Genomic DNA, 25,753 nt, shown 5'->3' with positions numbered 1-25,753 from the left:
GTGTCAAACTGTGGCGTCATCCTAGCAGCCACATCCGGGAAAAAATATCTGCTGGCGCACACTTTTGTACTAAAGCAGGTCATATTAAAACATGCCGTTAAAACAAGCCGTAGTAAAACAAGTTGGTGTTAAATACGGCGTTGCCCGTCATTTTCGTGCGTAATTCAGATTTTTCTGGCATTACCACTCATTTCCGTTGCGCTGGCGATACGTGTATTTGCGATAGGTATAGCGGTGCGAGTTGTAGACAGGTCGACCGCTAAATTTGCGCCACAGCCACACCGCCGCGACGGCTAAAATCAGCCACGGCAGCACCTTTATCGCGATGCTAAACAGCCCACCAATCAACATAAAAAGGGATGCCACAAACAGTGCTGCAATCACGCCCAGCAGTGACACGCCCGTCAACATCAGCATGATAAAAAAGCCAATAACGAAGAAAATTTCCAACATGGTGTGCTCCTGTAGCGGTTAAACCGCAGAGAAAAGTTCTGCGTGCCACATAAGCTATAACAAGAATCATGCCAAGATGCGCCGCTGGTAAGTGATTGATTTACCAGCGGCACGGGGAAGAGAAATGAAAGAATGTTGGTGGAAAAGACTAACTGTTAGTGTTTTTTAAACCAGATTAACCAGCGCTAGCGCACGCTCTACCACCGCAGCGTCAGCACCGGGTTTGTGGGCGTTTTCACTCAGATAGCGTCGCCACTGACGCGCGCCGGGGATGCCCTGAAACATGCCGAGCATATGGCGCGTGATGTGGCCTAATGACGCGCCGCCAGAGAGTTCACGCTCGATATAGGGATACATGGCCCGCACCACACCAGCCAGATCCGGCGTGGCGGCGTCGATGCCAAATAGCTCACGGTCAACCTGCGCCAGAATCCCAGGATTCTGGTAAGCCTCACGGCCCATCATCACGCCGTCCAGATGCTGTAAATGCGTTTTGGCTTCTTCCAGCGTTTTGACGCCGCCGTTGATGGCGATAGTGAGCGCAGGGAAATCGCGCTTGAGCTGGTAAACGCGCGGATAATCCAGCGGTGGAATCTCCCGATTCTCTTTCGGACTCAGGCCCGATAGCCAGGCTTTGCGCGCGTGGACGATAAACGTCTCGCACTCGCCGCGTTCGGCGACGGTTTGAATAAAGTCGCACAGGAATTCATAGCTGTCTTGATCGTCAATGCCGATGCGGGTTTTCACCGTAATCGGGATTGAGGTACTGTCTTTCATCGCCTTGATGCAGTCTGCTACCAGCGCCGCTTCGCCCATCAGGCAGGCACCGAAACGACCGTTCTGTACACGGTCAGACGGGCAGCCAACGTTCAGGTTAACTTCATCATAGCCACGCTGTTCTGCCAATTTGGCACACTGCGCCAGCGCTTGCGGATCGCTACCGCCGAGCTGTAACGCCAGCGGGTGTTCTTCTTCGCTGTAGGCCAGATAGTCGCCTTTACCGTGAAGAATCGCGCCTGTCGTTACCATTTCGGTATACAGCAGCGTCTGGCTAGTCAACTGGCGAAGAAAATAACGGCAGTGGCGATCGGTCCAGTCGAGCATCGGCGCGATGGAGAAGCGGTTAAGGCGAGAAGCGCGAGAGTCGGTGGATACCGTGTGGTGTGTACCTGATTTTACGTCGGTCATGGTTTGTCAGTTATCGTTTCGTGTGTGTCTGGCGGTGTGGTCTGAGGTTACTTTTGCGGGGCGACTATAGCACAGGGAACGGGTCGTGACGGATAGTTATCTTACCCTGCGCCAGATAGCTGGCGTCCCAAGCGCGTGATAACCTGACACCAATAAATATGAATCACGACGCTGTTAGCGGCGTATTATGTGTATTGGCTCAGGTTTGATCCGGCTGTGACTTGCTCCAGTGGTTTAGCGCATCGAAAAGTTGGATACGTCCTCTGCACCTAGCGGTTAGATTGATGGGAGGTCAGGTCGGCAACGAATTATAAGCGAGCACATTTCCCATATGGCTTTGGCTTTGAACAACGATTCAAGTGTCCCACTTTTGACATCCAGTTGATTGTGTCCAATGCCAGGTTAGACGTAATTAATCGCACTATTATCCGCCGTGAGGCTACTAGCCCACTTTCTCGAGCTCAAGCTTTACTGCTTTGAGTATCCTTTGCCGAATCCAGCCACTCCCCACTCTGATTGCCAGCCAATATCCAGCCATTTTTAACTGTGTCGTTCTGTCAGGGCAATATATGAAGGTTTCTGTGCAGAGGGCATATTCATCGGTAGCGAGTTGTTGAACCTGATATCGCATCAGCAGCTTTGCGTTGCCCGTCTGGAGTGCTGCGCAATAGGCGCTAATATCGGGTACATCCTCAAGGCCAAAATCGCTCCTCCAGAATTGTCCTCTTAAGCCATAGCAAAGTTCGGTTTTTGTGTTTTCTAATAAAGTGAAACTGTGTAGCCCAAACGGATTCGTCGCACTTTCAGATTTATGGCGTCGTAATTTTTGCGGCAGTTGCCGCACCGACATTAAGGTTTTAACAATGACATCCTGTTGGGCATCATAGTCAGCAATTGCCGGTAATATTTTTTCAGGGGTGGTAGTGCTTATGACGGTGCGGTGCCGCTCATAGAACTGAAACTGCGGCAGATATAAGGGTTTATTTTGCCAGTCAGTTAGCGCTTTCTTCGTAACAAATCCGAATACCATCGTATTATCACTCCCATGAATAACTGAATTGGCATCTGTTTTATAAATACTTTTCGCTATCTCTTAGCGTGGTTTGATGGTGTGACTCCACGTACGCTCAGGGCATGAAGCCGTTTGCCAGGGGAAGTATTGCTCTGGCTCACACAAGCGGTAGCCCAAATCTGAGCTAATGCATATTAAGAAACATTTGAAGAAACTTGTCGACGTTCCATTCTTTGATATCAGAGACTTGCCCATCGCCAATTTCTATCAGGCGAAGTTCACCAGCAGCGTTTTCAGCCATATCAATCGAGAAAAAAGGTGAGCTAATATGCTGCGCTATTTCAGCAACAAGATCCGGAACCATGCCGTCAGAAGAGTACACGTTATTTCTAAAGGAAAAATAGCGTCTTTCACTGGTTTTTATAATGTCTTCAACTTTTCTCAGACTAATGCCACCTTCAATGTCGCCACGAAATTGCTTAATGGCGGCTATTATTTCGCGGATCTCTTCAGCATTTTCAGCGATAGACCCTCTGGATGTGGTTAGCGATTTAACATAGTCCTTAACAAAATAGCGGGGCCATTTTAGCTGGTTAGTCACCTGATCGAAGTCATCACTTTCTTTTAAGAAAGTGGTCTCTGGCGTATATTTTTCGCATGATTTATACCATCCCGTAATATGATGGCTTGAGAGGTAATCTTCTAAGGATACGAGCATATTACCGCCATTCCGAGTCACCGCATCGCTCAGGCTCTTATATTCATCCGATTTGAACATCCAGCCTCGCCAAATTACTGGGGAATTCGATTCAAGGTCCTTTGAAAACTTGTATTTCCCATTGGATACATGCTGCGTTGATAATAACAGACACGATAAGCCACGTTCTTTAGCCGAATGATATTCCGCCTCAAAAATCTCATCCACTTTTGAACTATCAAAGTAATCACTGGGGTAAATTATATTCATGTAAGTTATCTCAAAAGAGAAAGGGTGACATTGAAATTTAAAATAACGTATCACACGTCTTATTTTGCCGGTGTTCAGCAGCGATTTTCATTTTAAGGGATTGAACCCTCTGGGAAAATTAATGCAGCTCAACTTCCCAGTCTTCATAAGGCGGTTCGACGGTGAAACTGGGGTCGCAGTATTGCCGTAAATAGTCTGTGGCTCGTTTTTCGGCATATTTGGCGTTCAGTACGTTGCCGTCTTCATCCAGCTCTAACACATTGGCGTAGATAGCGAAGACCTGTTCAAACGCACTCGGCTCTTCACCGTACAGTGAAAGGTAATCAATGCCTTCTAGCGTATTTTGGGTGCCGCTAGCCATGAAATAGGCGAACGTTCTTAATGCGCTGCTAAAACTGTGGCTTAATTTCATGGTAAATCGCTCCTGTTATTGACTGCTTTACGCATTTATAGCTCATCAATCGGTGTTAGCCCGCCGTACTCATCAGAGTAAACGTACTTTCCGGCAATCACGTCGGAGACATAGTTCTGGAACCAGTCTGCGAATGAGGAGGACAGTTTCTCTCTCTCGTCCATGTCGTGCCACATGGTAATAATCTGGCCGTGCTGGCCTCCGGTAGCCGGATCGAGATCGAGGCAGTAGTGATCGCCGCCGCCGTTGTGGGTGAAGGGGATCCATTTTGCATTCCACCAGTCAGCCTTGATGCCGTCTTCTGGGCTGGACTGGATGCCCTCAAATTGCCCATCGCTAAGCAGCGATTGCCAGATTTCCCATTGTTCCAATACCGCGTGTGTGGATAAGAATTCTGCGTTCTCGAAAAGGCCGCCGGAGTAGGTATCTTGCCCGTTATGAACACGCAGGCAGGCTTTATAGTCCTCAGGCAGAGAGGTGCCAAGCGCCTGTTCAAGCGCCTTGATCTCTTGTTCCGTGGCGGGGGGATTGAGCCCTTTACGTCCTTCAGGCCAGTGTGCTTCCAACCATGTTTCAAAAACAGACCACTGTTCGTTCATGTTGCTTCCTTCTCAACGGGATTGATGAATAAACGCGGTAGCGCGTTGATTTATCACGAAGGAAATACTTTAGCGGTTTACGGGGATGAGATACAGCCGATATCGGGAGCGAAAAAAGGGAGCAGGCCGTGGCTTGCTCCCTTGGGAAGAGTGATGAGAACGTTATGCGGTGGCGTGGTTGACCATCTGTGTCAGCACCTTGCGCCATGCATCTACCTGACCGAGGTAGTTTGCTGCGGGGATTTGCTGGAAATTCCCGTTGGCATCTTCCAGTGCAAAAGTGGGAAAGCCTTGTCCACGCACTTTCGCCAGTAATTCCCGGCTAGCGTTGATGTGTTTTGACAGCGTTTCTGCCTGGATAAAGGAGAACTCGGTGCTGAAAGCCTCGCCATCCAGACCGATTGCTTCCGCGCACTGACGCAGCACGGCGGTGTCGGCGATTTTTAGCCCGGAAACATAGTGCGCACGCTCGATCTCGTGCAACATCACCATGCCTTTATCATCCATCGCTTCCGCGGCGAGTACGGCAGCCGTCGGTGGCGCAGAATCCAGCACGACGCTGGTGTCGCGCAGCAGTCCTTCGTAATACGCTTCCCCGAAGGTTTGCCCGGTCATTTGTGCAATGCGGCGATCGTGGGGGATCACGTAATCGTGCCACTCCGGGGTGATGGTACGGCTATTGCTGCCCGTCATCATACCGCCGCCGTGGAGGATCAGATCTAGCCCATCAATTTCCTGCGCTGCCAGCGCGAGTGGGGCGGCACCGTAGCACCAGCCGCACAACGGATCGTAAATATAATGCAGTCTTACTGTGGCCACTTCATTTCACCTTTCAGGACTTTGGCGCTCAGTTCAAGACCCGATTCTTCTTTCAGCGTCGGGTAGTGTTTTTTCATTGCTGCGATCAGTTCGGCAGAATCTTTGCTTTTTGCCAGCTCTTTTTCCACCGTATCCAGATATTGCAGCGTAAACGTCACGTTTTTCAAGGTGTAATCCGTTGGCGCGATAAAGTGACCTGGCACGACGGTGGTGGGCTTCAGCGCTTCAATGGATTTCAGCGTGTCACGCCAGTGAACGCGAGATTCTGGCGTTTGGGTATCGGCAAGCCAGACGTGGATATTGGCAGACACCGGAATACCGCCGACCACGGCTTTCAGCGAAGGGATCCAGACGAAGGTGCGATCCGGCGTTGGCCCTTTCAGTCCTTTCACTTCCAGTTTTTTGCCATCAACGGTAAAGCTATCGCCTTCCAGTGCCTGAGGAACCACGATCTCCTTCGGCGCGTTTTCTTTCAGAAGCGGGCCCCAATGTGCCACTTTGCCGTCTTTGCTGGCGTTGATCGCATCGATGGTCGCCTGAGTCGCAATAATTTTAGCGTCCGGGAAGGCGGCTTTAATCACGTCCAGACCGAAATAGTAGTCAGGGTCAGAATGGCTGATATAGACGGTGGTCAGTTTTTTTCCGGTGGCTTTGATGCGATCAACCAGCGTTTGGGCATCGTTACGCTGGAACTGCGCATCGATCAGCGCGACTTCTTTATCGCCGCTGATAATTTCAGAAGAAACCGGGAATATGCTGGCTTCACCTGGATTAAACACGTCGATTTTTAACTCGGCGGCGTTAGCCGCAGAAGCCAGACCCAGCGATGCAGCGAGTAAAGACACGGTAAAAGCGATAGATTTAGACATGGTGATACTCCACAGGTATGACAGAAAGTGGGTTCATGTTATGTTGCATTAATCGTACGAAAAACCGCAAAACGGGCAATTATTTGTTGCATAAAACGGACTAATTTATGGATCGTATTACGGCTGCTGAAGTGTTTGTCACGATTATAGACCGCGGTAGCATGATTGCGGCGGCAGAGACGCTGGACATATCCCGGGCGATGGTAACGCGCTATCTGGCGGAGATGGAAACGTGGGCAGGGGCGCGGCTATTGCACCGCACCACGCGTAAGCTGAGCCTGACGGATGCGGGTGAAAAAACGCTGGCACGCTGCCGGGAGATGCTGGCGCTGACGGCAGACATGCGCGTCGAAGCCGATACCGACGATGCCACGTTAAGCGGTTTGCTGCGCGTCAGCTGTTCGCAGTCGCTGGCGCAGGGGGCGCTCGGTATGGCGATAACGACTTTCCTGCGGCGGCATCCTCGCGTTGCTATCGATCTGCAAATGAATAACCGCACGGTGAATCTGGTCGAGGAGCGTATCGATCTGGCGCTGCGCATCACCAACGAGCTGGATCCCAATCTGATTGCCCGACCGCTTTCACGCTGTGAGTCGGTACTGTGTGCATCGCCTTCTTATCTGAATGAGTACGGTATTCCGCGACAGTTGACCGATCTCTCGATTCATAACTGCCTGACCTACACCTATTTCGGCAAAAGTCTGTGGCATTTTTCCCGCAGTGATGAAAAGTTTACGATTCCCGTTAGCGGTAACCTGAGCGGCAACGAGTCGCTGGTGCTGCTAGCGGGTGCGCTGGAAGGAGCCGGCATCGCGCTGCAACCGCGCTATTCTGTGGCACCTTATCTCGCTAGTGGACAATTAGTGGCGCTGTTGCCGGAATACCGCCCGCAGGCGATGGGGATTTACGGTATTTACACCTCGCGCCGCCAGATGCCCGCTGCGCTGCGTACCCTGCTGGATTTTCTGGTGGAATGGTTTGCTCACGATCCTCGCTGGCGGGCACTGGCACAGCCATCGGCGATGTGACGATACTAATCACAAGCGAATCACGTTATTAGCACTGCAAGACCTGCCCCAGACGCGAAGGCACATCGGCGGCATACTGTTTGAGTTGATCAATCACGGTATCGACCAGCGCCGAAGCAGGGCGGTGCAGCGGACGAATCAGGCTGACCGTAAAAGGCACGTCGATGCTGAAAGGCCGCACGACCACGCCGGAAGCGGCATAATCCAACGCGGTGAGCGGGTTAACGATCGACAGCCCGATGCCCGCCCGCACCATCGCACACACCGATGCCGCGCTGTGCGTTTCCAGTACCATCCGGCGCGACACGCCCTGTTCCTGAAACAGCTTATCCAGCAACTGGCGATAGCTGTCGGCGCTCGACAGGCTGATAAAGGGCTCATCGGCAAAATCCTGCGGCGTGAGCACTGCTTTTTGCGCCAGCGGATGCCCCTCTGGCAGCACGCACACTTCATTGAGCAACATCAACGTTTGCCGTTCTGTACCGGCTGGCGTGAGGCTGTTTTCCGTTAAGCCCAAATCGTGGCGCTGTGCAGACAGCCACTCTTCCAGCAGCGGCGACTCTTGCGGAATGATGTGCAGATTAAGCAGCGGGTAACGCGCCAGCAGCGGTTTGCAGGCGTCGGGCAGCAGCGACTGTGAGAACACGGGCAGACAGGCAATCGAAAGCTGCGCCTGCTGAAAACGGCGAATATCGCTGGCGGCGTTGATAATCCGATCCAACCCATAATACGAGCGTTGCACTTCTTCAAACAGCTGTAGCCCCTGCGCGGTGGGGTAAAGCCGGCCTCGCAGTCGCTCGAACAGCGTCATCTGAATCAACTTCTCAAAGCGTGCCAGCTCGCGGCTGACGGTCGGCTGCGACGTGTTCAGCAGCGCTGCCGCTTCCGTCAGATTCCCGGTCGTCATAACCGCATGGAAAATTTCGATGTGCCGTAAGGATATTGCTGCCATGTCGCCTCCTTCATTTATTTTTATAAACCATCATTTTGATAAACCATATCAGAAATGAATAGAGTGTGCTTAAAACGATATTTGTTTACCTATTGGGGGGTTTTTATAGTGTTTCTCAACCACGTTTAACCCTGTAAATCGGTAACACTTATGCCACACGATCTGAATGACGTAACCCATGCTCTGAACGCGCAAAGCCTGCGTGAACTGCCTGCACGTTTTGGTTGCCCGGTTTGGGCCTATGACGCGCAGACCATCGTTAACCGCATCGCCCAACTACGCCAGTTCGACACAATCCGCTTTGCGCAGAAGGCGTGTTCCAACACGCATATTTTGCGCCTGATGCGTGAGCAGGGTGTGAAAGTGGATTCGGTATCGCTGGGTGAGATCGAGCGTGCGCTGATTGCAGGCTTTGTGCCGGGTACCGACGCGCATGAGATCGTATTTACTGCCGATCTATTGGATCGTCCGACGCTGCAACGCGTTTCCGAACTGAACATTCCGGTTAACGCTGGCTCGGTCGATATGTTGGAACAGCTTGGGCAGCAGTCGCCGGGGCATCCAGTGTGGCTGCGTGTGAATCCGGGCTTTGGTCATGGTCACAGCCAGAAAACCAACACTGGCGGCGAGAACAGCAAGCACGGCATCTGGTACGGCGACTTACCGCTGGCGCTGGCGCACATTCAGCGCTATCAGCTGAAGCTGGTGGGAATCCACATGCACATTGGTTCTGGCGTCGATTACGGCCATCTGGAACAGGTGTGCGAGGCGATGGTGCAGCAGGTTGTTGAACTGGGTCAGGATATCGAGGCGATTTCAGCGGGCGGCGGGCTGTCGATTCCCTATCGCCACGGTGAAGAAGCGATTGATACCGAACACTATTACGGGCTGTGGAACGCGGCGCGTGAGAAAATTGCCGCGCATCTCGGTCACCCGGTGACGCTGGAAATCGAGCCAGGACGTTTTCTGGTCGCGGAATCCGGCGTGCTGGTGGCGGAAGTGCGGGCGATAAAATCTATGGGGAGTCGCCACTTTGTGCTGGTCGATGCCGGGTTTAACGATCTGATGCGTCCGGCAATGTACGGCAGTTATCACCATGTTTCTTTGCTGCCGGGCGATGGCCGCGATATCAGCCAGTCCACGTTGCGCGATAGCGTGATTGCCGGGCCGCTGTGTGAATCCGGCGATGTGTTTACCCAGCAGGCGGGTGGCGGTGTGGAAACGTTCGCGCTGCCGGATGCACAGGTTGGCGATTATCTGGTTTTCCATGACACCGGCGCGTACGGTGCATCCATGTCCTCGAACTACAACAGCCGTCCGCTGCTGCCAGAAGTGCTGTTCGAAAACGGTGAACCGCGCCTGATTCGCCGTCGCCAGACGCTGGACGAGTTGCTGGCGCTGGAAGCGCTTTAATCGGGATGATTCGGTTCGATCGGGGGAGAAGCGTTCTGTTTTTCCCCCGAACGTACAGCTTGATGCAGACGACGCTTTTGCCTGTTGAACGTGATGCACCAACCGAACGTCATGCCGGCGGCGGACAGCAGAATCGCGACCGCACCGGCAAGCTGCATCGCATCCAGCCGATGCCCAAAAGCTGCCCAGCCTACTAGCGCGGCGACAACGGGATAGATAAACGATAGCGCGCCAACCAGCGCGGTCGGGATCTTCTGGATCGCGCTGTATAACAGCGTCGACATCAGCCCGGTATGGATCACGCCGATAGTCACAAGCATTCCCCACTGTGAAGCCGTAGGGGAAACCGGCATTGTCGCGAAGGGCGCAAGGATGACGACACCAACGAGCAGCTGTATCAGCACCAGTACGTGCGGTGGGATCCCGGACAGTTTTTTCGTTATCGCGGCCGCCACGGCGTAGAAGAACGCGGCACCCAATGCCATCAGCACGCCTGACAGATAACTTTTGTCGTTGCCGTCGGCCCCCGCTTGGGCGCTGACGATCAGGACAATGCCGCTAAAGGCGCACAGCAGCCAGCCGATTTTGTTGAGAGTGAGCGTTTCCCTGAAAAAGATCGCGCCTAGCCCCAGCAGCATAAAGGGCTGCGTGTGGTAAACCACGGTGGCGACGGCGATAGACGCGTGTGCATAAGCGCCAAATAGCAGCGTCCAGTTGAATACCAGTGCCAGGCCGCCGAGTACGGCAATGCCAGCCTGCTTCCTGCTAATGATGCCCCGTCGCAGCAGACCCAATAATCCGCAGACGATGAGCATCGTCAATGCGCCGAATGCGCAGCGCCAGAAGACCACCGTCATGGCTGGCTGTCCCGCTGTCAAAACGAACCAGCCAACGGTGCCGGAAATGATCATCGCGATAGCCATTTCTATCGTGCCGCGAGTCTGAGGTGCCATCTTTTTTCCTGCCTGTTAGTGTGTCGAGATTGCTGCTATAGCGAACAACATTCTTTATAATGAACAACAGGACAAAATAATGAACACAAACCATTCGTTCGTCAAGTCGAACGAATGGACGTTATGGTGAACAATATGACGATCGATAATCAGGAAAAGGGGGCGCAGGAGATTACGCCCATCGCACGGCTGGCCGTTTCTATTCGGCGTGAACGAGAGCGGTTAAATCTGTCAGTGACCGAACTGGCAAAGCGCGCAGGGTTGGCAAAATCAACGCTTTCACAGCTGGAAACCGGGATCGGCAACCCGAGTCTGGAAACGCTCTGGGCGCTGGCGATGGCGCTTGATGTACAAGTCAGCCAACTGATTGGGCAGCCTCGCCAGCATGTGCAGGTGATTCGTGCTAACGAAGGCGCAGCAACCTACTCCGAGCAGGCGAACTATGCCGCGACGCTGCTGGCTGCGTGCCCGGCAGGCGCGCAGCGTGATATCTATCGGCTGAAAGTACAGCCGGGGGAAGCCAGAGTCTCTCAACCGCATAGGCCGGGGACGGTTGAACACGTGATCCTGAGCAGCGGTCGCGCCAGAATTGGGCCTGTCACACAGCCCGTTGAACTGAGCGAAGGGGATTACATTAGCTACTCCGCTGATGTCCCGCATTTGTTTGATGCGCTGGAAGCGGATACGAGTGCGGTGATGTTGATTGAGCATGGCTAAAGAGGAGAACCCCGTGCAGGCTGCTTGCCCGGGGAGCGATTTTACTGTGAATTTTACGCTGTGTAATACGGCCCTTTCTGTACCGACTCGCGGATTTTTAGTTCGCCGGTGAATGGCTGTAGCGGATTGACGTCCTTACCCGCGATCAGATCCAGCACTTGCGTAATCGCGGTAGCGGCCATTTCTTCAATCGGCATGTAGACGGTGGAAAGTGAAGGGTGCAGGTAAGTGGCGCAGGGTTCATCGTCAAAGCCGAAGACGGAGACGTCCTGAGGTAATTTTTTCCCTGCCTCGTACAGCGCTTTCATCGCGCCAATCGCCATATGATCGTTGCTGACAAACAGCGCGCTAAAACTGATGCCGCTATTCAGCAACTGGCGTGCAGCCTGATAGCCGCTGGCGACCATACTGGTGCCATATGCCACCCGGCGCGGTTCAAGCGCGATCTGGTGAGCGGTCAATGCCTGCTGATAGCCCGCGAGCCGCGCCTGCGCCGTCGGCGTTTTCATGGGGGCGGTGATGCAGGCGATCTCTCGGTGGCCCTGTTCGATCAGGTAATTCACCACGTCAAATGCGGCCTGCTGCTGACGGAAGAAAATACAGCGTTCCCGTGCCTGCGGCAGATCGCGATTCATCACGATCATCGGAATAGTCAGCGTGTCGAGCAGCGTCATGAGGTCCGATTCGGACATATAGCGGGTATAGAGGATAATGGCGTCGCATTGTCTGTCAGACAGAAGCTGCACCGCACGCTGCTCATCTTCCGGCGTATCGTGCCCGTCGGTGACGATCAGGTGTTTACCGCTGCTTTCTGCGATATCCGTAGCACGGCGCAGCAGGCGGCCAAAATAGGGGCCGTCAAAATTGGAAATAACGAGACCAATGCTGTTTGAAGTACGACGAGCCAGCGAACGCGCCAGAAAGTTAGGACGGTAGCCTAGCTCCTCCATTGCCTGAAATACGGCATCGCGTGTTGCCTGTTTGACCTGACCCGTGCCGTTTAGCACTCTGGAGACGGTCGCTTTAGACACCCCTGCACGTCTTGCCACCTCAAGCATGGTTTTCATCGCTGCACCTTAATTGAGTATGATGACGGGCTAAAAAAGCCTATCCATCCCTGTTACGAACATCATGCGACATGTTACCACAGGCCTATTGCTGGATTTAACGCCTGATGTTCGTTTCTCAATCGAATTTTTGTCAATTCTGTGATGCAGCCATTTCACGGCGTAACAAGACAATCTCTTCCGCCAAATCCCGGCATAGCATGGCGGTCATCAGATGATCCTGTGCATGAACCATGATCAGGTTGACGGGCACCTTGCCTTCCCCTTCGTCCAGACCGATCAGCCGTGTTTGAACGCGATGAGCCGCACGAGCCGCTTCTTGTGACGCGGCGAGCAGGTCGTCAGCCTGTTGCCACTCCCGTTGGCGTGCCGCCTGAATGGCCATCATGGCGTTTGAACGCGCTTCACCCGCATTAATCAGCAGTTCCATCACGGTTTGTTCCATATCGAATGCAGGAACGTTTTCTGTGTCTTTCATCGTTGGTTTCCTTCTTGTGGTCAGGAAAGCAGCCCATATTGGTTGAGAATTTATGGTATGCCAAAAATCACATTTTCATCATATTGGAATTCCAATATCACCTTGTGAGAATCATGTCACAGAAAAATAATTCATTATGGTTGATTTTTGGTATGCCAAACGCGAAAGCGCGGTACCTGCATTTACCCTGCGCGTAACGGCCATCCCGCGTGTCACACGCGATATAACAATATGATGATGAAAGAGGTGGTGTTATGTCATTTAAGGACCAACTGATTGATTCATTGGGCTCCTTTGCCAATAAATTTAACAGTCTGCGTTACATTATGGCGATTAAGGCATCCTTTATTACGCTGATGCCCGTCATTATCGTCGGGGCGTTTTCCGTTCTGATTTCCAACATGGTGATGGACCCGAAAAATGGTCTGGCCAGTTTTTCCATGTTCTCGTTTCTGGCTGAACTTAAACCGATTATGAGCGGCATTAACTACGCCACGCTCAGCTTTCTGACTATCGGTGCCGTCTTCCTGATTGGTATCGAGCTTGGGAAGATTAACGGTTCACGCGGGCTGTTTCCCGGCCTGCTGGCGGTGATCTGCTTTATCGCCGTCACGCCAACCACGATCGAAATGGCCGTCAACGGGCAGATGATGGTGGTGAAAGACGTGCTGGCGAAACAGTTCTCCGATACTAAAAGCCTGTTTCTGGGGATGTTCATCGCCATCCTGTCTGTCGAGATGTATACCAAGCTGCAAAATGTCGATCGGCTGCAGATTAAAATGCCGGACAGCGTGCCGCCCAACGTCGCGGCCTCTTTTTCTGCGCTGTTTCCTTCCATTATCACGGTGGTTGCTATCGCCACCTTTGGGTTTGTGTTTCACCGCGTGACGGGCATGTATCTGTATGACGCCGTTTATAAAGTCGTACAGCAGCCGCTGGAGTCCGTGGTGCAGAGCCTGCCTGGTTTACTGGTGCTGATGTTTGTCGCTCAGCTGTTCTGGGTGATCGGGATTCATGGCAACCAGATGATTAAGCCGATTCGTGAACCGCTGCTGCTGGGGGCGATTGCCGTCAACATGACCGCGTTCGAGCAGGGACATGAGATACCGAACATTATCACCATGCCGTTCTGGGATGTGTACATGAGCATCGGCGGTTCCGGCCTGACGATTGGCTTGCTGTTGGCGGTGATGATTGCTTCCAAGCGCAAAGAGATGAAAGAGATCGCCAAAATCTCCTTCGGCCCCAGCGTGTTCAATATTAATGAGCCGGTGATTTTTGGTATGCCGATTATGCTCAACCCGATTCTGGCTATTCCCTTCATTATCACACCGTTAGTGACGGGCACGATTGGTTATTTTGCCACCAGCATGGGGTTTGCGGGCAAAGCCGTGGTGATGGTGCCGTGGACAACGCCGCCGATCATTAACGCCTGGCTGTCGACAGCGGGATCGATGGGGGCCGTCGCGACACAGATCGTATGCATCATCGTCGCGATGCTGATCTATCTGCCGTTTGTCAAAGTGGCGTCCCGTCGTGCCGAGCTGGCGCAGTTGGAAGCAGAAAAGCAGGCCGCAGCGGAAAAAGCCTGAAACGGACGAGAAGAGAGGTAATGCATGAGTAAGGTTGCACTGACTATTCCACCGGATTTTATTCTGGGTGCGGCGGCATCGGCATGGCAAACGGAAGGATGGAGCGGCAAGAAAGCCGGGCAGGATTCCTATCTGGATCTCTGGTACAAGCAGGATCGTCAGGTCTGGCATAACGGCTACGGCCCGGCGAAAGCGACGGATTTCTTTAATCGCTATCGGGAAGACGTGGCGCTGATGAAGCTGGCGGGGCTGACGCACTATCGTACGTCGATAAACTGGTCACGCTTTATGCTGGACTATGAGAAAGGCATTGTCGATGAAGAGTATGCGGCCTATATCGATAACATGCTGGATGAAATGCACCGGCAGGGGATCGAACCGATGATCTGCCTTGAGCATTACGAACTGCCCGCCTGCCTGCTGGAGAAATATCAGGGCTGGTCATCCAAGCAGGTGGTGGAGTGGTTTGTGCTGTACGCCGACGCGGTTTTCGCCCGCTATGCCGGGAAAGTGAAGCGCTGGTTTACCTTCAATGAGCCGATTGTGGTGCAGACGCGCGTTTATCTGGACGCGCTACGCTACCCTTATGAGCAGAACACGCACACGTGGATGCAGTGGAATCACCATAAGAATCTGGCAACGGCAAAAGTGGTGCAGCGGTTTCGGCAGCAGGGTTATCACCGTGATGGAGGCTCGATCGGTGTGATCCTCAATCCTGAAGTCACGTATCCGCGATCTCGTGCGGCGCACGATGTGAAAGCGGCACACCTTTACGATCTGTTCTATAACCGGGTTTTTCTCGATCCGGCGTTAAAAGGCGAATATCCGGCGGAGCTGGTGGCGCTGCTGGCGCAGCATCAGGTGAAGTGGGATTACACGGAAGAAGAGCTGGCGACCATTCGGGACAATACGGTCGATGAGGTGGGGATCAACCTGTATTACCCGCATCGTGTCAAAGCGCCCAGCCGCGAGTGGAACAAAGAGACACCGTTCCATCCGGCCTATTATTACGAGCATTTTGAGCTGCCGGGGCGTCGGATGAACACTTCACGCGGCTGGGAGATCAATCCCAAAATCATTTACGACATGGCGAAACGCATAGAGCGTGACTACGGCAATGCGCCGTGGTTTGTGGCGGAAAACGGCATCGGTATTGAGAACGAGGCGCGCTTTAAAGACGACGCGGGTGTGATTCAGGACGATTACCGTATCGCATTTATTGCCGAACACCTGTACTGGACGCTGAAGGCGAAGCAAGAGGGCGCAAACTGCCGCGGCTACATGCTGTGGGCCTTTACCGACAACGTCTCGCCGATGAACGCGTTTAAAAATCGCTACGGATTGATCGAAATCGATCTGGAGCAGGATCGGCAACGGCGGCCGAAAAAATCCGCCGCCTGGTTTCGTCAGCTACATGACACGCGTCGACTTGAATTGACGCTGGATGATGAAGAGAAATAGGTGCAGATAACCAAAATGAGGAACGGAATATGAAAAGAATCGTACTGGCCTGCTCAGCAGGAATGTCGACCTCACTGGTGGTCACCAAGATGGAGAAGGAAGCGGAAACGCGGGGAATGGAACTGAAGATCTACGCGATCCCAGAGCAAAACTTGCGCGATGAGTTGCAGGAGTTTGGCGGCGACATTATTGCGGTTCTGCTGGGGCCGCAGGTGCGCTTCAAGCTTAACGAGAATAAAAAGCTGACGGACAGCTACCAGATTCCTATCGCGGTGATCGACCCTGTCGCCTACGGCACATTAAATGGCGCAAAAGTACTGGATCAGGCACTGAGTTTGGTAAACTAACGCTCTACCGCTGCGTGAGTACGTGGCTGTAGCAGTGCCTGTCATCATTCAAGTTGCAGCTTGCAGTATGACAGGCACAATCAGAGCGGGCCTGACGCCCGCACTTAGGGCGAAAGTGCATGTAGGGTGAAAGCGTGGCGAAGGATGTAGTTCTGCAAGAGAAGAAGCAATATCAGGAAATCGGCTGTGATTTGCGTCAGAAGATTCAGTCAGGGGATTACCCCGTCGGATCGCGCCTCCCTCCTGAACGAAATATTGCGGAAACCTATGGCGTTAGCCGGACGATAGTGCGCGAAGCGCTACTGATGCTTGAACTGGAAGGCACGGTCGATATTCGTCAGGGCTCTGGGGTTTATGTCTTGCGTATTCCCGATGAAGATGACGCGACAGACGGTGCCAAAAACCGTATCGGCGCGTTTGAAATGCTACAGGCTCGTCAACTGCTGGAAAGCAACATCGCGGCATTTGCGGCGCGCATGGCAACGCGGGCGGATATCGAAAATTTGCGTAAGACGCTAGAACAAGAGCAGGCCGCGATTGCCGGTAAAGATTACCGTGGCGATTTTGATCGCCTGTTCCATCTGCAAATTGCCGGCGCGACGCAAAATCAGATGCTGCTGGAAACGGTCAGCAATATCTGGGCATGTCGTGACGATAACGCGCTTTGGCAGCAGCTTTATACGCACGTTGGGACGCAGGGCTATCGCCTGAAATGGCTGGCGGATCATCAGGCTATTCTGGCGGCGCTGCGGCGTCGCGATGTGTCTGGGTCTTATCAGGCGATGTGGCAGCATCTCGAAAACGTCAAAAATACGCTGATGGAAATCTCTGACGCCGATGCACCGGAGTTTGACGGCTATTTGTTTGATTCTGTGCCGATCTTCCAGGGAAAACTGGTGTAATCATGACGGACATGTCTAGCGTGAAGATTGTTTATCTGGCGGATCACCCTCAGCATCAAGAGCAGGTGATCGACTGGATTTGGCAGGCGTTCGGCAGCCAGAACAGCCGTGAATTCTTTGCCAGCGTGGTGCGCAATAGCCTGAATCCTGCGGCGTTGCCGCTGACGTTTATCGCGCTGGAGGGCGAGCGCTTAGTCGGGACGGTGGGGTTATGGCGCTGCGATTTAATCAGCCGACAGGATCTGACACCTTGGCTGGCATCGCTGTATGTGGAAGAAAGCCAGCGTGACAAAGGGCTGGGTATCGCGCTACAACAGCACGTACTGGATTTCTGCCGTCGTCGAGGCTTTGACGATCTCTATTTGTTCGCTACGTTTAGCGGCTATTACGAAAAACACGGCTGGCGTTACATCGGCGACGGGCTGGATTACCCGGACAAAGCCGTGCGCCTGTATCACCAGTCGCTATCACGCTAGAAAAACGCGCTAAAAGGCGGCGGCCTTACATGATTCACCAGAATCTTACAGTTGGTTGCACTTATGGAATAACTCTTTCGATTCATCGCTGGTGAAGAGAGGTGGCGATCTTTAGAGTTACAAGTCCCAGAGGTATTGATTGGTGATATATCGATGTGCTCTGTACATTGAAACCATTTGATTACACCAACCTACGCGGATGCGTAGGTTTTTTTTTGCCTGTCATTTGTCGTTGGTGCCTGATGCAGGAAAGGCGTGGTCTGGAGAGAGAAGAGAGAATATCGCGCTATGACGAGGGACGGCATAGCGCGAAAGATCAGTTGAGGTGGCTACCGATAGAAAGGCAGCCGCTTAGCAAGAATGTGGCGGCGATACAGCTTGCAAGAAACAGATTTTTCATACGTTCTCCACGTAACTTAAATGCTCTTATATGCTTGAGTTAAAATAAAGAGACACAGCCGCTCAGCATCAATACCGAGCTGACACAGCTGAGTAGCAATAGACTTTTCATTCTCTTTCTCCTGACGTGATAGTGAGTGGATTACAAAAGTAAACTGTACGGTATAGTTTTAATTTCGTTTGGTGTTTCTGTCAATGTGGTGGAGACGCTGTTTTTCGTCTTTTTGTGCTGTTGTAAAACGGCAGGGTCAGCGATGGGAAAGAATGAAATGAGAGAGGCCGCGAGTCTCTTACGGCAGGCCCCGCTGTTGCGTGGTCAAATTCGTTCCTGACGACGTTGTCCGTTGCTTGCTCCATGGCAATGCGTATTGCCCTAAAGAACCAGCGCAGTATGTTGTGAAAATGATAGCGCTTTGTCCCGCAAACCGGATTATTTAGGGTATATAACCTTTGTTGTCATGATTTTTTACATGCGGGTTATGATATTCAAATAAATAATATAATACCCTTTGTTCTGTACCGATCGCTGATGTACGGATATCACGATAGGGCGTCTGAAGGATCAATTCATTTATCTGTCTATTGGGAGAAGGCATGATTCATACCCTGTTACGTTGGGTGTTCCAGCGTCTGTATCGCATCCGGATCGAGGGCGACAGCAGCCAGTTTCAGCAATCCAAATTGCTCATCACCCCCAATCACGTCTCGTTCCTTGATGGCGTTTTGCTGGCGTTATTCTTACCGATAAAGCCCGTCTTTGCCGTGTACTCCTCCATTTCCGATCGCTGGTTTATGCGCTGGCTGAAGCCGTATATCGATTTCGTGCCGTTAGATCCCACTAAGCCTCTGGCAATCAAAGGGCTGATCAAGGTGATCGAACGCGGCCAGCCCGTCGTGGTTTTCCCAGAAGGGCGGATCAGCGTTACCGGATCGCTGATGAAGATTTACAGCGGCGCGGCGTTTGTCGCGGCGAAATCGGGGGCAACGATTATCCCCGTGCGCATTGATGGCGCAGAGTTCACGCCGTTTGGTCGGCTGGCGGGCGTCTTTAAACGCCGCTGCCTCCCGCAGATTACGATCACCTATTTGCCCCCGACCACGTTGCCGATGCCGGAAGCCAGCAGTGCCAGAGAACGTCGTGCGCTGGCCGGTGAGCATTTGCACCAGATTATGATGAAGGCGCGGATGGATACGCGCCCGCAGCACACGCTGTATCAGGCCTTTCTGGCCGCGAGAACTCGTTATGGGCGCTCCTCCCCCAGCATTGCGGATATCTCATTCAATGAAGACAGCTATCAGGGCTTATTGAAAAAATCGCTGGGCGTATCGCGCATTTTGCAGCGCTTCACCCGCGTCGATGAACATGTCGGCATGCTGTTGCCCAACGCGACCATTACCGCGGCATCCATCCTGGGCGCATCGTTGCGTAACCGCGTTCCTGCCATGCTGAACTACACCGCTGGCGCGAAAGGGCTACAAAGCGCGATGAAAGCGGCGGGGATCAAAACCATCGTCACGTCTCGCCAGTTTCTGGAAAAGGGCAAGCTGACGGATCTACCGAAGCAGGTCAGCGAGGCCAACTGGGTCTATCTGGAAGATTTGAAAGACACCGTGACGCTGACCGATAAGCTGTGGATCCTGTTTCATCTGCTGTTTCCTGCTCGCGCGATGCTGCCGCAGAAACCTGACGATGCGGCTATCGTACTGTTTACCTCCGGTTCCGAGGGGAATCCGAAAGGTGTCGTGCATTCCCATGACAGCCTGCTGGCGAACGTTGAGCAGATTCGTACGGTGGCAGATTTCACGGCGCGTGACCGCTTTATGTCTGCGCTGCCGCTGTTCCATGCGTTTGGCCTGACGGTGGGGCTGTTAACGCCGCTGATGACGGGCGCTCGCGTGTTCCTCTACCCCAGCCCGTTGCACTATCGCATCGTGCCGGAGCTGGTTTATGACCAGAACTGTACCGTGCTGTTTGGGACGTCAACGTTTTTAGGCAACTACGCACGCTTCGCCCATCCGTATGATTTTGCTCGTCTGCGCTATGTGGTTGCCGGGGCAGAAAAGCTGTCTGAAACCACGCGTCAGGTTTGGCAGGATAAATTTGGTATCCGCATTCTGGAAGGCTACGGCGTGACCGAGTGCGCGCCGGTGGTGGCGATCAACGTCCCGATGGCGACAAAAATCCATTCCGTCGGCAAGCTGTTGCCGGAAATCGAATCGCGTTTGATTACGGTGCCGGGCATCACGCGCGGCGGTCGTCTACAGCTGCGCGGGCCGAATATCATGAAAGGCTATCTGCGAGTGGAAAACCCCGGCGTGCTCGAAGCGCCTGCGGCAGAAAACGCGCAGGGCGAGTTGCAGCAGGGCTGGTATGACACGGGCGATATTGTCGAACTGGATGAAAGAGGCTTCTGCACCATCATCGGCCGCGTGAAGCGCTTTGCCAAGCTGGCAGGGGAGATGGTGTCGCTGGAAAGTGTAGAACAGCTAGCGGTGAAGATATCGCCGGAAGCGCAGCATGCGGCCAGTGCGAAAAGTGACAGCAGCAAAGGCGAGGCGCTGGTGCTGTTTACGACGGACAACCAGATAACCCGTGACGCGTTGCTTGCACAAGCACGCAGCAGCGGCGTACCGGAACTGGCGGTGCCGCGCGATATTCGCTATGTGAAAGCCTTACCGCTACTTGGCAGCGGCAAGCCTGACTTTGTCACGCTGCGCCAGATGGCCGAAGAACCAGCAACTAACGCGTCGGAGCCGAATGTATGAGTCAACAGACTGAACCCGCGACGCCTTTGCTGTCGCGCAGTATGAGCGCGGTGATTATCGCGCAGTTCTTCTCCGCGTTTGGCGATAACGCGCTGCTGTTTGCCACGTTAGCGCTGATCAAACAGCTGGTGTATCCCGACTGGAGCCAGCCGTTTTTGCAGATGGGGTTTGTCGCTGCGTACATCATTCTCGCACCGTTTGTCGGGCAAATTGCGGACAGCTTCTCCAAAGGGCAGGTGATGATGTTCGCCAATACCCTGAAGTTGGCGGGCGCGCTGTTGATTTGCGTGGGCGGAAATCCGTTTTTGGGATACACGCTGGTGGGCATTGGCGCTGCGGCTTATTCCCCGGCGAAATACGGCATTCTGGGTGAGATCACGCGCGGCGATCAGTTGGTCAAAGCGAATGGTCTGATGGAGGCCTCGACGATTGCGGCGATCCTGACCGGTTCAGTCGCAGGCGGCGTGCTGGCGGACTGGAACATTTACGGGGCGCTATCGGTTTGTGCGGTGGCTTACGGCATAGCGCTGGGAGCGAACATGCTGATTCCTCGTCTCAACGCGGCGCGGCCGGGACAGCCGTGGCATCCGGTGCAGATGGCGAGCAGCTTCTTTTCCGCCTGTCGCGTGCTATGGCGCGATGGCGACGCCCGACTCTCGCTGATCGGCACCAGTATGTTCTGGGGCGCAGGTGTGACGCTGCGCTTTCTGCTGGTGCTGTGGGTACCGCATGCGCTTGGGATTACCGACAATGCAACGCCGACGCTGCTTAACGCGATGGTCGCCGTGGGTATCGTGGTAGGAGCCGGTGCGGCTGCGAAGCTGGTAACGCTCGATAGCGTGCGGCGCTGTCTGCCTGCGGGGTTCTTGATTGGCGTAGTGGTGGTGATTTTCACACTCCAACACAACCTCATGAGCGCCTATTCCTTGCTGATTCTGCTGGGGGCGCTCGGTGGGTTCTTCATCGTCCCGCTGAATGCGCTGTTGCAGGAGCGCGGTAAGGCCAGCGTTGGGGCGGGGAATGCGATCGCCGTACAGAATTTGGGTGAGAACGGCGCTATGCTGTTAATGCTGGGGCTTTATTCTCTGGTGGTGAAACTGGGTGTGTCGGTTATCACCATCGGGATTGGCTTTGGTGTCTTGTTTGCGCTGGCGATTGCGTTTCTGTGGGCATGGCTGGTTCTGGCTAAGCGCCGCGATCGTTCCACTGGTGCGGAATAAACGAAATAGGAAGGGTAGCAATGAGTCTGATATGGCATGACTGGGATGTGGCAGACCTTAACGTGTATTCACTGCATGACATATTGGCGCTGCGCAATCAGGTATTCGTGGTCGAGCAAACCTGTCCCTATTTGGATATTGATGGCCGCGATCTGGTGGACGGTAATCGCCATATTACGGCGTACCGTGACGGCAAGCTGGCCTCATGCGCTCGGCTGCTTGCTCCCCATCCGAACAACGATGTGGTGACAATTGGACGCGTGATTGTCGCGCCTCATGCCCGCGGGCAACATCTGGGGCACCAGTTGATGGAACACACGCTGATTGCCTGCGCACGCCACTGGCCGCAAAAGCATCTTTTCCTGTCTGCGCAGGCTCATTTGCAAACGTTCTACGGTGCGTTTGGCTTTGTGGCGACCGGTGAGGAATATGACGAAGACGGCATTCCGCATATTGATATGCTGTCGGCGTTCTGAGGGATATTGAACCAACTGCGGAAAGCGTAGGGATCGCGGCGTAAACGAAAAAACCGGCTGATGTATGGCCGGTTTTTTGTTATTTGACGGTGGTTTAGCTAGCGGCGTGTGAAATTTTGCTACCCAGTTTCTGCACATCCTGGCCAAAGCCGCGCGTGGTGTTACAGCCGCTCAATGCTGCCGTGACCAGCAGCGCTACTACGATTGTTGTTATACGTTTCATCATCGTTACCCGCAGGTGGTTGATAAACAGGGTTTGATAGAAAGATGTTGATAGGTTTCTACTGTGTCATAACCGCAGGTAAAAATTCAATCCTCGAGAGCCCTGAACCAGCTGATATTGTTTGAGATTATGTAGCGGCTGATGTGTAGTGGCTCAGAGCCGAGCTGGCAGTGTTATAGCGCAGAGCTAAACCTAATCTGACAAGCGGTTTTGTGCCATAAGCCGACTAATCTCCCGTTAACTAATGCATGTTGAATTTTCGCTTAAAACGGTGTGCTGGCTTTAATATTTATTCTAAATGCCCGCCAGTTACTCCTGTACATAGCCATACAGATGCGCAGAAATCATCACGGTCTTTTTTGGGTAATATGGACAGGGAAATTGCCGGAAATGGTCTGCCCGCTTCATAATGGCTCTGAGGGGGCGGCGAAAGTATCCTATTGAAAAAAACGTGAGTAGGTTGTAGGTTGTTTAAAATAGGTACGTTAAAATGATGACTTGTTAGTTGATTTTTCAGATATTACGGATATGCCTACTTAATAACTGTTATGTGTTTAGGAAAAATTATAACTTATAGTGAAATTGTAACTAAGGTAAAGTGCGAATTAGAAAAGTGTAGTTTTGATGCGAATGAATATGTTCAATTATGCAAAACTCACCATGAAGGAAAACTGGAGGAATTGTGCGGTATGAGTTTTAGAAAAATAAGAGTTCCTATTTTGAAAAATGCATAGCAGTAATTGTAGTCGCCCACAATTATGTTGTGCCTTTGCTGCTACGCAGCGCCGACCCCTAAATTAGGCGTTAAATGCACAAGGAAGCTCGTGGATATTCTAAATAATCGAGAGATTGCAATTGCGTTATGGCTTTTAGCAATTTCGGTTTACATTTTTTCTTCCTCAAAAATGGCGGAGGCCAGAAGTGCTTTCAAAGGCGTCTTAGCGGCTTTATTTGTTAGACAAATAATGTCTGTCCTTTGTTTGATGGTTGCTTACATGGCAATTGTCATTTACTGGCTTTCTGAGTTGAAATTATGGAATTTTGAACAGCTAAAAAATACTGTTTTTTGGTCCATTTCTGTTGGTTTTATGTCGCTATTTAATCTTGAGAAAATTAAAAGAGATAAGGTTTTTTTCAAGCGCTCAGTTTTAGATAACTTGAAACTACTAGCGATTCTTCAATTTGTTGTTGGAGTATATACTTTCTCTCTTTGGGTCGAAACCCTGTTAGTCCCTGTTTTAGCATTATTGGGAGCTATGCTAGCTATTGCTGAAACCAACAGAAAACATCATCAGGTAAAGATTCTTCTAGAATATTTCCTATCTTCATTCGGGGTAGTCTTAATTATTTACACTTTGTACATGTTAATGACCGATTTTGGTGAGTTTGGGAAAGAAAAAACTGCATACGACTTCTTTGTTCCCCCATTGCTGACTCTCTGTTACTTACCATTCGTTTTCTTTATGTTGGTTTATTCAACATATGAGCAGGTCTCTGTTCGCCTTAGATTTTCAATAAAGAACCGGTTCCATAGATATTTGGCTAAATTCTATGCATTTATATTGTTTAATGTCCGGATCAGCCTGCTAGAGCGATGGTCATTTCATGTCGTCAAAACAAACATAGAATCATACTCGGATCTGATTGATACCTTTAAATATATATTTAAAGCGAGATATTCTGAGAAAAATCCAAAGGAAGTGCCACAAAATCAAGGTTGGAGCCCTTATAAAGCCAAAGAATTTCTCGTAAACGAAGGGTTGAGTGCTGGATTCTATAATAGATCTTTCGAAGAGGAATGGTTTGCATCATCCCCAATGGAAGAATTTAGCGATGGTTTTATCCCGGATAATATCGCTTATTATGTTGAAGGTTCTGAAGATGTTGCAAAAGTCCTGAAGCTTAAAGTGAACGTGAATGATGCTTCCAGAACCCATCAGGCATGTGAAAAGTTAGAAGCCATGGCTGAAGCTTTGAGTATCTCAAGCTTAAGCCTGCCTTTATCTGAAGAGATGAAAAATGCTATTTCAGGTTGTAATTCACATTCTGAGAAAGTTGAGGGTAAAACAATCGCATTGATTGTAGAGCACTGGCCAAATCATAAGTTTAATGGGTTTGATCTCACATTCCTGATATCAAGCATTTAACAAAGCGCTGTTGTCGGACAAGTTTTCCGCAAAGCGCGGTGTTAATGTCTGCTCTTTGCTCATTACAGCATGTCAGATTTAATAGTGTTCTGTCCGCGAAAGCGGTCAGTTCAAGTCTGAGCGAATACAACCTATGGTCGCAGAAAATGGCTCATAGCCACTTAAGATGCCGCACAATGTCCTGCGATTGATGAAGTATTCGAACAACAAGGACGCTGTCTGTTTCGTACAGAAAAAATAGCGTATGTCTGGCGACGGGAAATGAGTACAAACCTGGCCCAAGCTCCTTACGTTCGATCCCTATCTTGTTATGCCTGATAGCGGTAAACGCGTGCTCGATGGTTTCCAGATAGGCTTCAGCCCTTTCCTGATTAAAATGCAGCAAGCCGTAGAGGTAAATAGCCTCTAGGTCGTGTTGCGCGAGCGGTGTTAGCTTGATTTTATCGGGTGGCCGTTCGCGTCCTGTTTCTGATTTTTCGCAAGAACTCATCTTTATCCCACTCCTGTGGTTCTCCGCTGTTTATCCCTTCAGCGATTAACTGACGCAGCGTTTGTAGATCTGACTCCGCCTGTTTTTCCCGTAGCATTCTTAGCGCTTCCCGAATGACTTCACTTTGCGTGCGGTAATCGCCTGATTCCACCAGCGATTCCACGTAATGACGAAGTTCATCTCCAAGGTCAATTGTCATGGTTCTGGCCATCATGCCTCCGGTTCTCAGATGTAAGATTTGTTCTTATCAGAAGCCTGTAGCGTACTTAACGATGACATCGTCGTCCAGCACAAGGAGAAAGGATTTTCATGCTGCGGACAAGCGGC

The 25,753-nt window shown here is 52.0% G+C and carries 27 protein-coding genes; 12 read left to right on the top strand and 15 right to left on the bottom strand.

What is annotated here, in order from left to right:
* Window positions 1-180: 180 nt before the first annotated feature.
* From pspG to H4F65_RS18460, 8 genes are all read right to left on the bottom strand, one after another.
* On the bottom strand, window positions 181-453 hold the full coding sequence (pspG, locus tag H4F65_RS18495) for an envelope stress response protein PspG (protein WP_010279209.1): 273 nt from the start codon (window positions 451-453) through the stop codon (window positions 181-183).
* Window positions 454-618: 165 nt separating this feature from the next.
* The gene (dusA, locus tag H4F65_RS18490; RefSeq protein WP_010279206.1) at window positions 619-1,641 is read right to left on the bottom strand and encodes a tRNA dihydrouridine(20/20a) synthase DusA; all 1,023 of its coding nucleotides are present in this window, start codon (window positions 1,639-1,641) and stop codon (window positions 619-621) included.
* Window positions 1,642-2,083: 442 nt separating this feature from the next.
* Entirely contained in the window at window positions 2,084-2,671 is a 588-nt protein-coding gene (locus H4F65_RS18485) for a hypothetical protein (protein WP_010279203.1), read from the bottom strand.
* Window positions 2,672-2,837: 166 nt separating this feature from the next.
* Window positions 2,838-3,620 carry an ATP-grasp domain-containing protein gene (locus H4F65_RS18480; protein ID WP_010279199.1) on the bottom strand — a complete coding sequence of 261 codons (783 nt, stop codon included), beginning with the start codon at window positions 3,618-3,620 and terminating at the stop codon, window positions 2,838-2,840.
* 118 nt (window positions 3,621-3,738) lie between these two features.
* A complete protein-coding gene (locus H4F65_RS18475) occupies window positions 3,739-4,032 on the bottom strand; it encodes a DUF7677 family protein (protein ID WP_010279195.1) in 294 nt (97 codons plus the stop codon).
* Between the two features lie 35 nt (window positions 4,033-4,067).
* Window positions 4,068-4,631, bottom strand: a complete 564-nt coding sequence (locus tag H4F65_RS18470) for an SMI1/KNR4 family protein (protein ID WP_010279191.1) — start codon at window positions 4,629-4,631, stop codon at window positions 4,068-4,070.
* 162 nt (window positions 4,632-4,793) lie between these two features.
* Complete coding sequence (locus H4F65_RS18465) at window positions 4,794-5,450, bottom strand: DsbA family protein (RefSeq protein ID WP_010279187.1); 657 nt, start codon at window positions 5,448-5,450, stop codon at window positions 4,794-4,796.
* A complete protein-coding gene (locus H4F65_RS18460) occupies window positions 5,438-6,319 on the bottom strand; it encodes an MBL fold metallo-hydrolase (protein ID WP_010279183.1) in 882 nt (293 codons plus the stop codon). Before H4F65_RS18460 ends, H4F65_RS18465 begins: the two co-directional genes overlap by 13 nt.
* A 107-nt stretch (window positions 6,320-6,426) precedes the next feature.
* Between H4F65_RS18460 and H4F65_RS18455 the strand changes: the two genes are divergently transcribed.
* On the top strand, window positions 6,427-7,347 hold the full coding sequence (locus H4F65_RS18455) for a LysR family transcriptional regulator (RefSeq protein WP_010279179.1): 921 nt from the start codon (window positions 6,427-6,429) through the stop codon (window positions 7,345-7,347).
* 28 nt (window positions 7,348-7,375) lie between these two features.
* Here H4F65_RS18455 and H4F65_RS18450 read toward each other — a convergent pair whose 3' ends face one another.
* Window positions 7,376-8,299 (bottom strand): LysR family transcriptional regulator, encoded by a 924-nt coding sequence (locus tag H4F65_RS18450; protein WP_010279176.1) that lies wholly within the window; start codon window positions 8,297-8,299, stop codon window positions 7,376-7,378.
* Window positions 8,300-8,449: 150 nt separating this feature from the next.
* Between H4F65_RS18450 and lysA the strand changes: the two genes are divergently transcribed.
* Window positions 8,450-9,712, top strand: a complete 1,263-nt coding sequence (lysA, locus tag H4F65_RS18445; protein WP_010279173.1) for a diaminopimelate decarboxylase — start codon at window positions 8,450-8,452, stop codon at window positions 9,710-9,712.
* Here lysA and H4F65_RS18440 read toward each other — a convergent pair.
* Window positions 9,709-10,665, bottom strand: a complete 957-nt coding sequence (locus H4F65_RS18440) for a DMT family transporter (protein ID WP_010279170.1) — start codon at window positions 10,663-10,665, stop codon at window positions 9,709-9,711. The two genes, lysA and H4F65_RS18440, sit on opposite strands and share 4 nt — an antisense overlap.
* A gap of 123 nt (window positions 10,666-10,788) precedes the next feature.
* Here H4F65_RS18440 and H4F65_RS18435 point away from each other — a divergent pair, with 123 nt between their 5' ends.
* Window positions 10,789-11,382 carry a helix-turn-helix domain-containing protein gene (locus H4F65_RS18435; protein ID WP_010279168.1) on the top strand — a complete coding sequence of 198 codons (594 nt, stop codon included), beginning with the start codon at window positions 10,789-10,791 and terminating at the stop codon, window positions 11,380-11,382.
* Window positions 11,383-11,435: 53 nt separating this feature from the next.
* Here H4F65_RS18435 and H4F65_RS18430 read toward each other — a convergent pair whose 3' ends face one another.
* Together H4F65_RS18430 and H4F65_RS18425 are read right to left on the bottom strand one after the other, a co-directional pair.
* A complete protein-coding gene (locus H4F65_RS18430) occupies window positions 11,436-12,449 on the bottom strand; it encodes a LacI family DNA-binding transcriptional regulator (protein ID WP_010279165.1) in 1,014 nt (337 codons plus the stop codon).
* 133 nt (window positions 12,450-12,582) lie between these two features.
* A complete protein-coding gene (locus H4F65_RS18425; protein ID WP_010279161.1) occupies window positions 12,583-12,927 on the bottom strand; it encodes a PTS lactose/cellobiose transporter subunit IIA in 345 nt (114 codons plus the stop codon).
* Window positions 12,928-13,181: 254 nt separating this feature from the next.
* Between H4F65_RS18425 and H4F65_RS18420 the strand changes: the two genes are divergently transcribed.
* The 8 genes from H4F65_RS18420 (at window position 13,182) to H4F65_RS18385 (ending at window position 22,566) form a co-directional block, all read left to right on the top strand.
* Window positions 13,182-14,519 carry a PTS sugar transporter subunit IIC gene (locus H4F65_RS18420; RefSeq protein WP_010279159.1) on the top strand — a complete coding sequence of 446 codons (1,338 nt, stop codon included), beginning with the start codon at window positions 13,182-13,184 and terminating at the stop codon, window positions 14,517-14,519.
* Window positions 14,520-14,543: 24 nt separating this feature from the next.
* Window positions 14,544-15,980, top strand: coding sequence for a glycoside hydrolase family 1 protein (locus H4F65_RS18415; protein WP_010279156.1), 1,437 nt, complete (start codon window positions 14,544-14,546; stop codon window positions 15,978-15,980).
* Window positions 15,981-16,009: 29 nt separating this feature from the next.
* Window positions 16,010-16,327 carry a PTS sugar transporter subunit IIB gene (locus tag H4F65_RS18410; RefSeq protein WP_010279152.1) on the top strand — a complete coding sequence of 106 codons (318 nt, stop codon included), beginning with the start codon at window positions 16,010-16,012 and terminating at the stop codon, window positions 16,325-16,327.
* 134 nt (window positions 16,328-16,461) lie between these two features.
* Window positions 16,462-17,229 (top strand): FCD domain-containing protein, encoded by a 768-nt coding sequence (locus tag H4F65_RS18405; RefSeq protein WP_010279148.1) that lies wholly within the window; start codon window positions 16,462-16,464, stop codon window positions 17,227-17,229.
* Between the two features lie 2 nt (window positions 17,230-17,231).
* Window positions 17,232-17,705: a GNAT family N-acetyltransferase gene (locus H4F65_RS18400; protein ID WP_010279145.1), complete on the top strand. Its 474-nt coding sequence runs from the start codon at window positions 17,232-17,234 to the stop codon at window positions 17,703-17,705.
* Window positions 17,706-18,698: 993 nt separating this feature from the next.
* Window positions 18,699-20,870: a bifunctional acyl-ACP--phospholipid O-acyltransferase/long-chain-fatty-acid--ACP ligase gene (aas, locus tag H4F65_RS18395; protein ID WP_010279141.1), complete on the top strand. Its 2,172-nt coding sequence runs from the start codon at window positions 18,699-18,701 to the stop codon at window positions 20,868-20,870.
* Entirely contained in the window at window positions 20,867-22,090 is a 1,224-nt protein-coding gene (gene lplT, locus H4F65_RS18390; protein WP_010279138.1) for a lysophospholipid transporter LplT, read from the top strand. The genes aas and lplT overlap by 4 nt, the downstream gene beginning before the upstream one ends.
* Before the next feature lie 20 nt (window positions 22,091-22,110).
* Entirely contained in the window at window positions 22,111-22,566 is a 456-nt protein-coding gene (locus H4F65_RS18385) for a GNAT family N-acetyltransferase (protein ID WP_010279132.1), read from the top strand.
* 94 nt (window positions 22,567-22,660) lie between these two features.
* Here the strand turns inward: H4F65_RS18385 and H4F65_RS18380 are convergent, their stop codons facing one another.
* Window positions 22,661-22,789, bottom strand: coding sequence for an entericidin A/B family lipoprotein (locus H4F65_RS18380; RefSeq protein ID WP_010279129.1), 129 nt, complete (start codon window positions 22,787-22,789; stop codon window positions 22,661-22,663).
* Window positions 22,790-23,613: 824 nt separating this feature from the next.
* On the opposite strand from H4F65_RS18380, the gene H4F65_RS18375 reads away from it, so the two are divergent.
* Window positions 23,614-24,936, top strand: a complete 1,323-nt coding sequence (locus H4F65_RS18375; RefSeq protein WP_010279126.1) for a hypothetical protein — start codon at window positions 23,614-23,616, stop codon at window positions 24,934-24,936.
* 151 nt (window positions 24,937-25,087) lie between these two features.
* On the opposite strand, the gene H4F65_RS18370 is transcribed toward H4F65_RS18375, so the two are convergent.
* Complete coding sequence (locus H4F65_RS18370; protein WP_010279124.1) at window positions 25,088-25,426, bottom strand: type II toxin-antitoxin system RelE/ParE family toxin; 339 nt, start codon at window positions 25,424-25,426, stop codon at window positions 25,088-25,090.
* Complete coding sequence (locus H4F65_RS18365; RefSeq protein WP_072014188.1) at window positions 25,377-25,637, bottom strand: type II toxin-antitoxin system ParD family antitoxin; 261 nt, start codon at window positions 25,635-25,637, stop codon at window positions 25,377-25,379. Before H4F65_RS18365 ends, H4F65_RS18370 begins: the two co-directional genes overlap by 50 nt.
* Window positions 25,638-25,753: the final 116 nt, after the last annotated feature.

Source organism: Pectobacterium brasiliense, from assembly GCF_016950255.1.
GTDB lineage: Bacteria > Pseudomonadota > Gammaproteobacteria > Enterobacterales > Enterobacteriaceae > Pectobacterium > Pectobacterium brasiliense.
The sequence above is the reverse complement of the archived record's forward strand: the minus strand, read 5'-3'. Positions and strand labels throughout refer to the sequence as shown.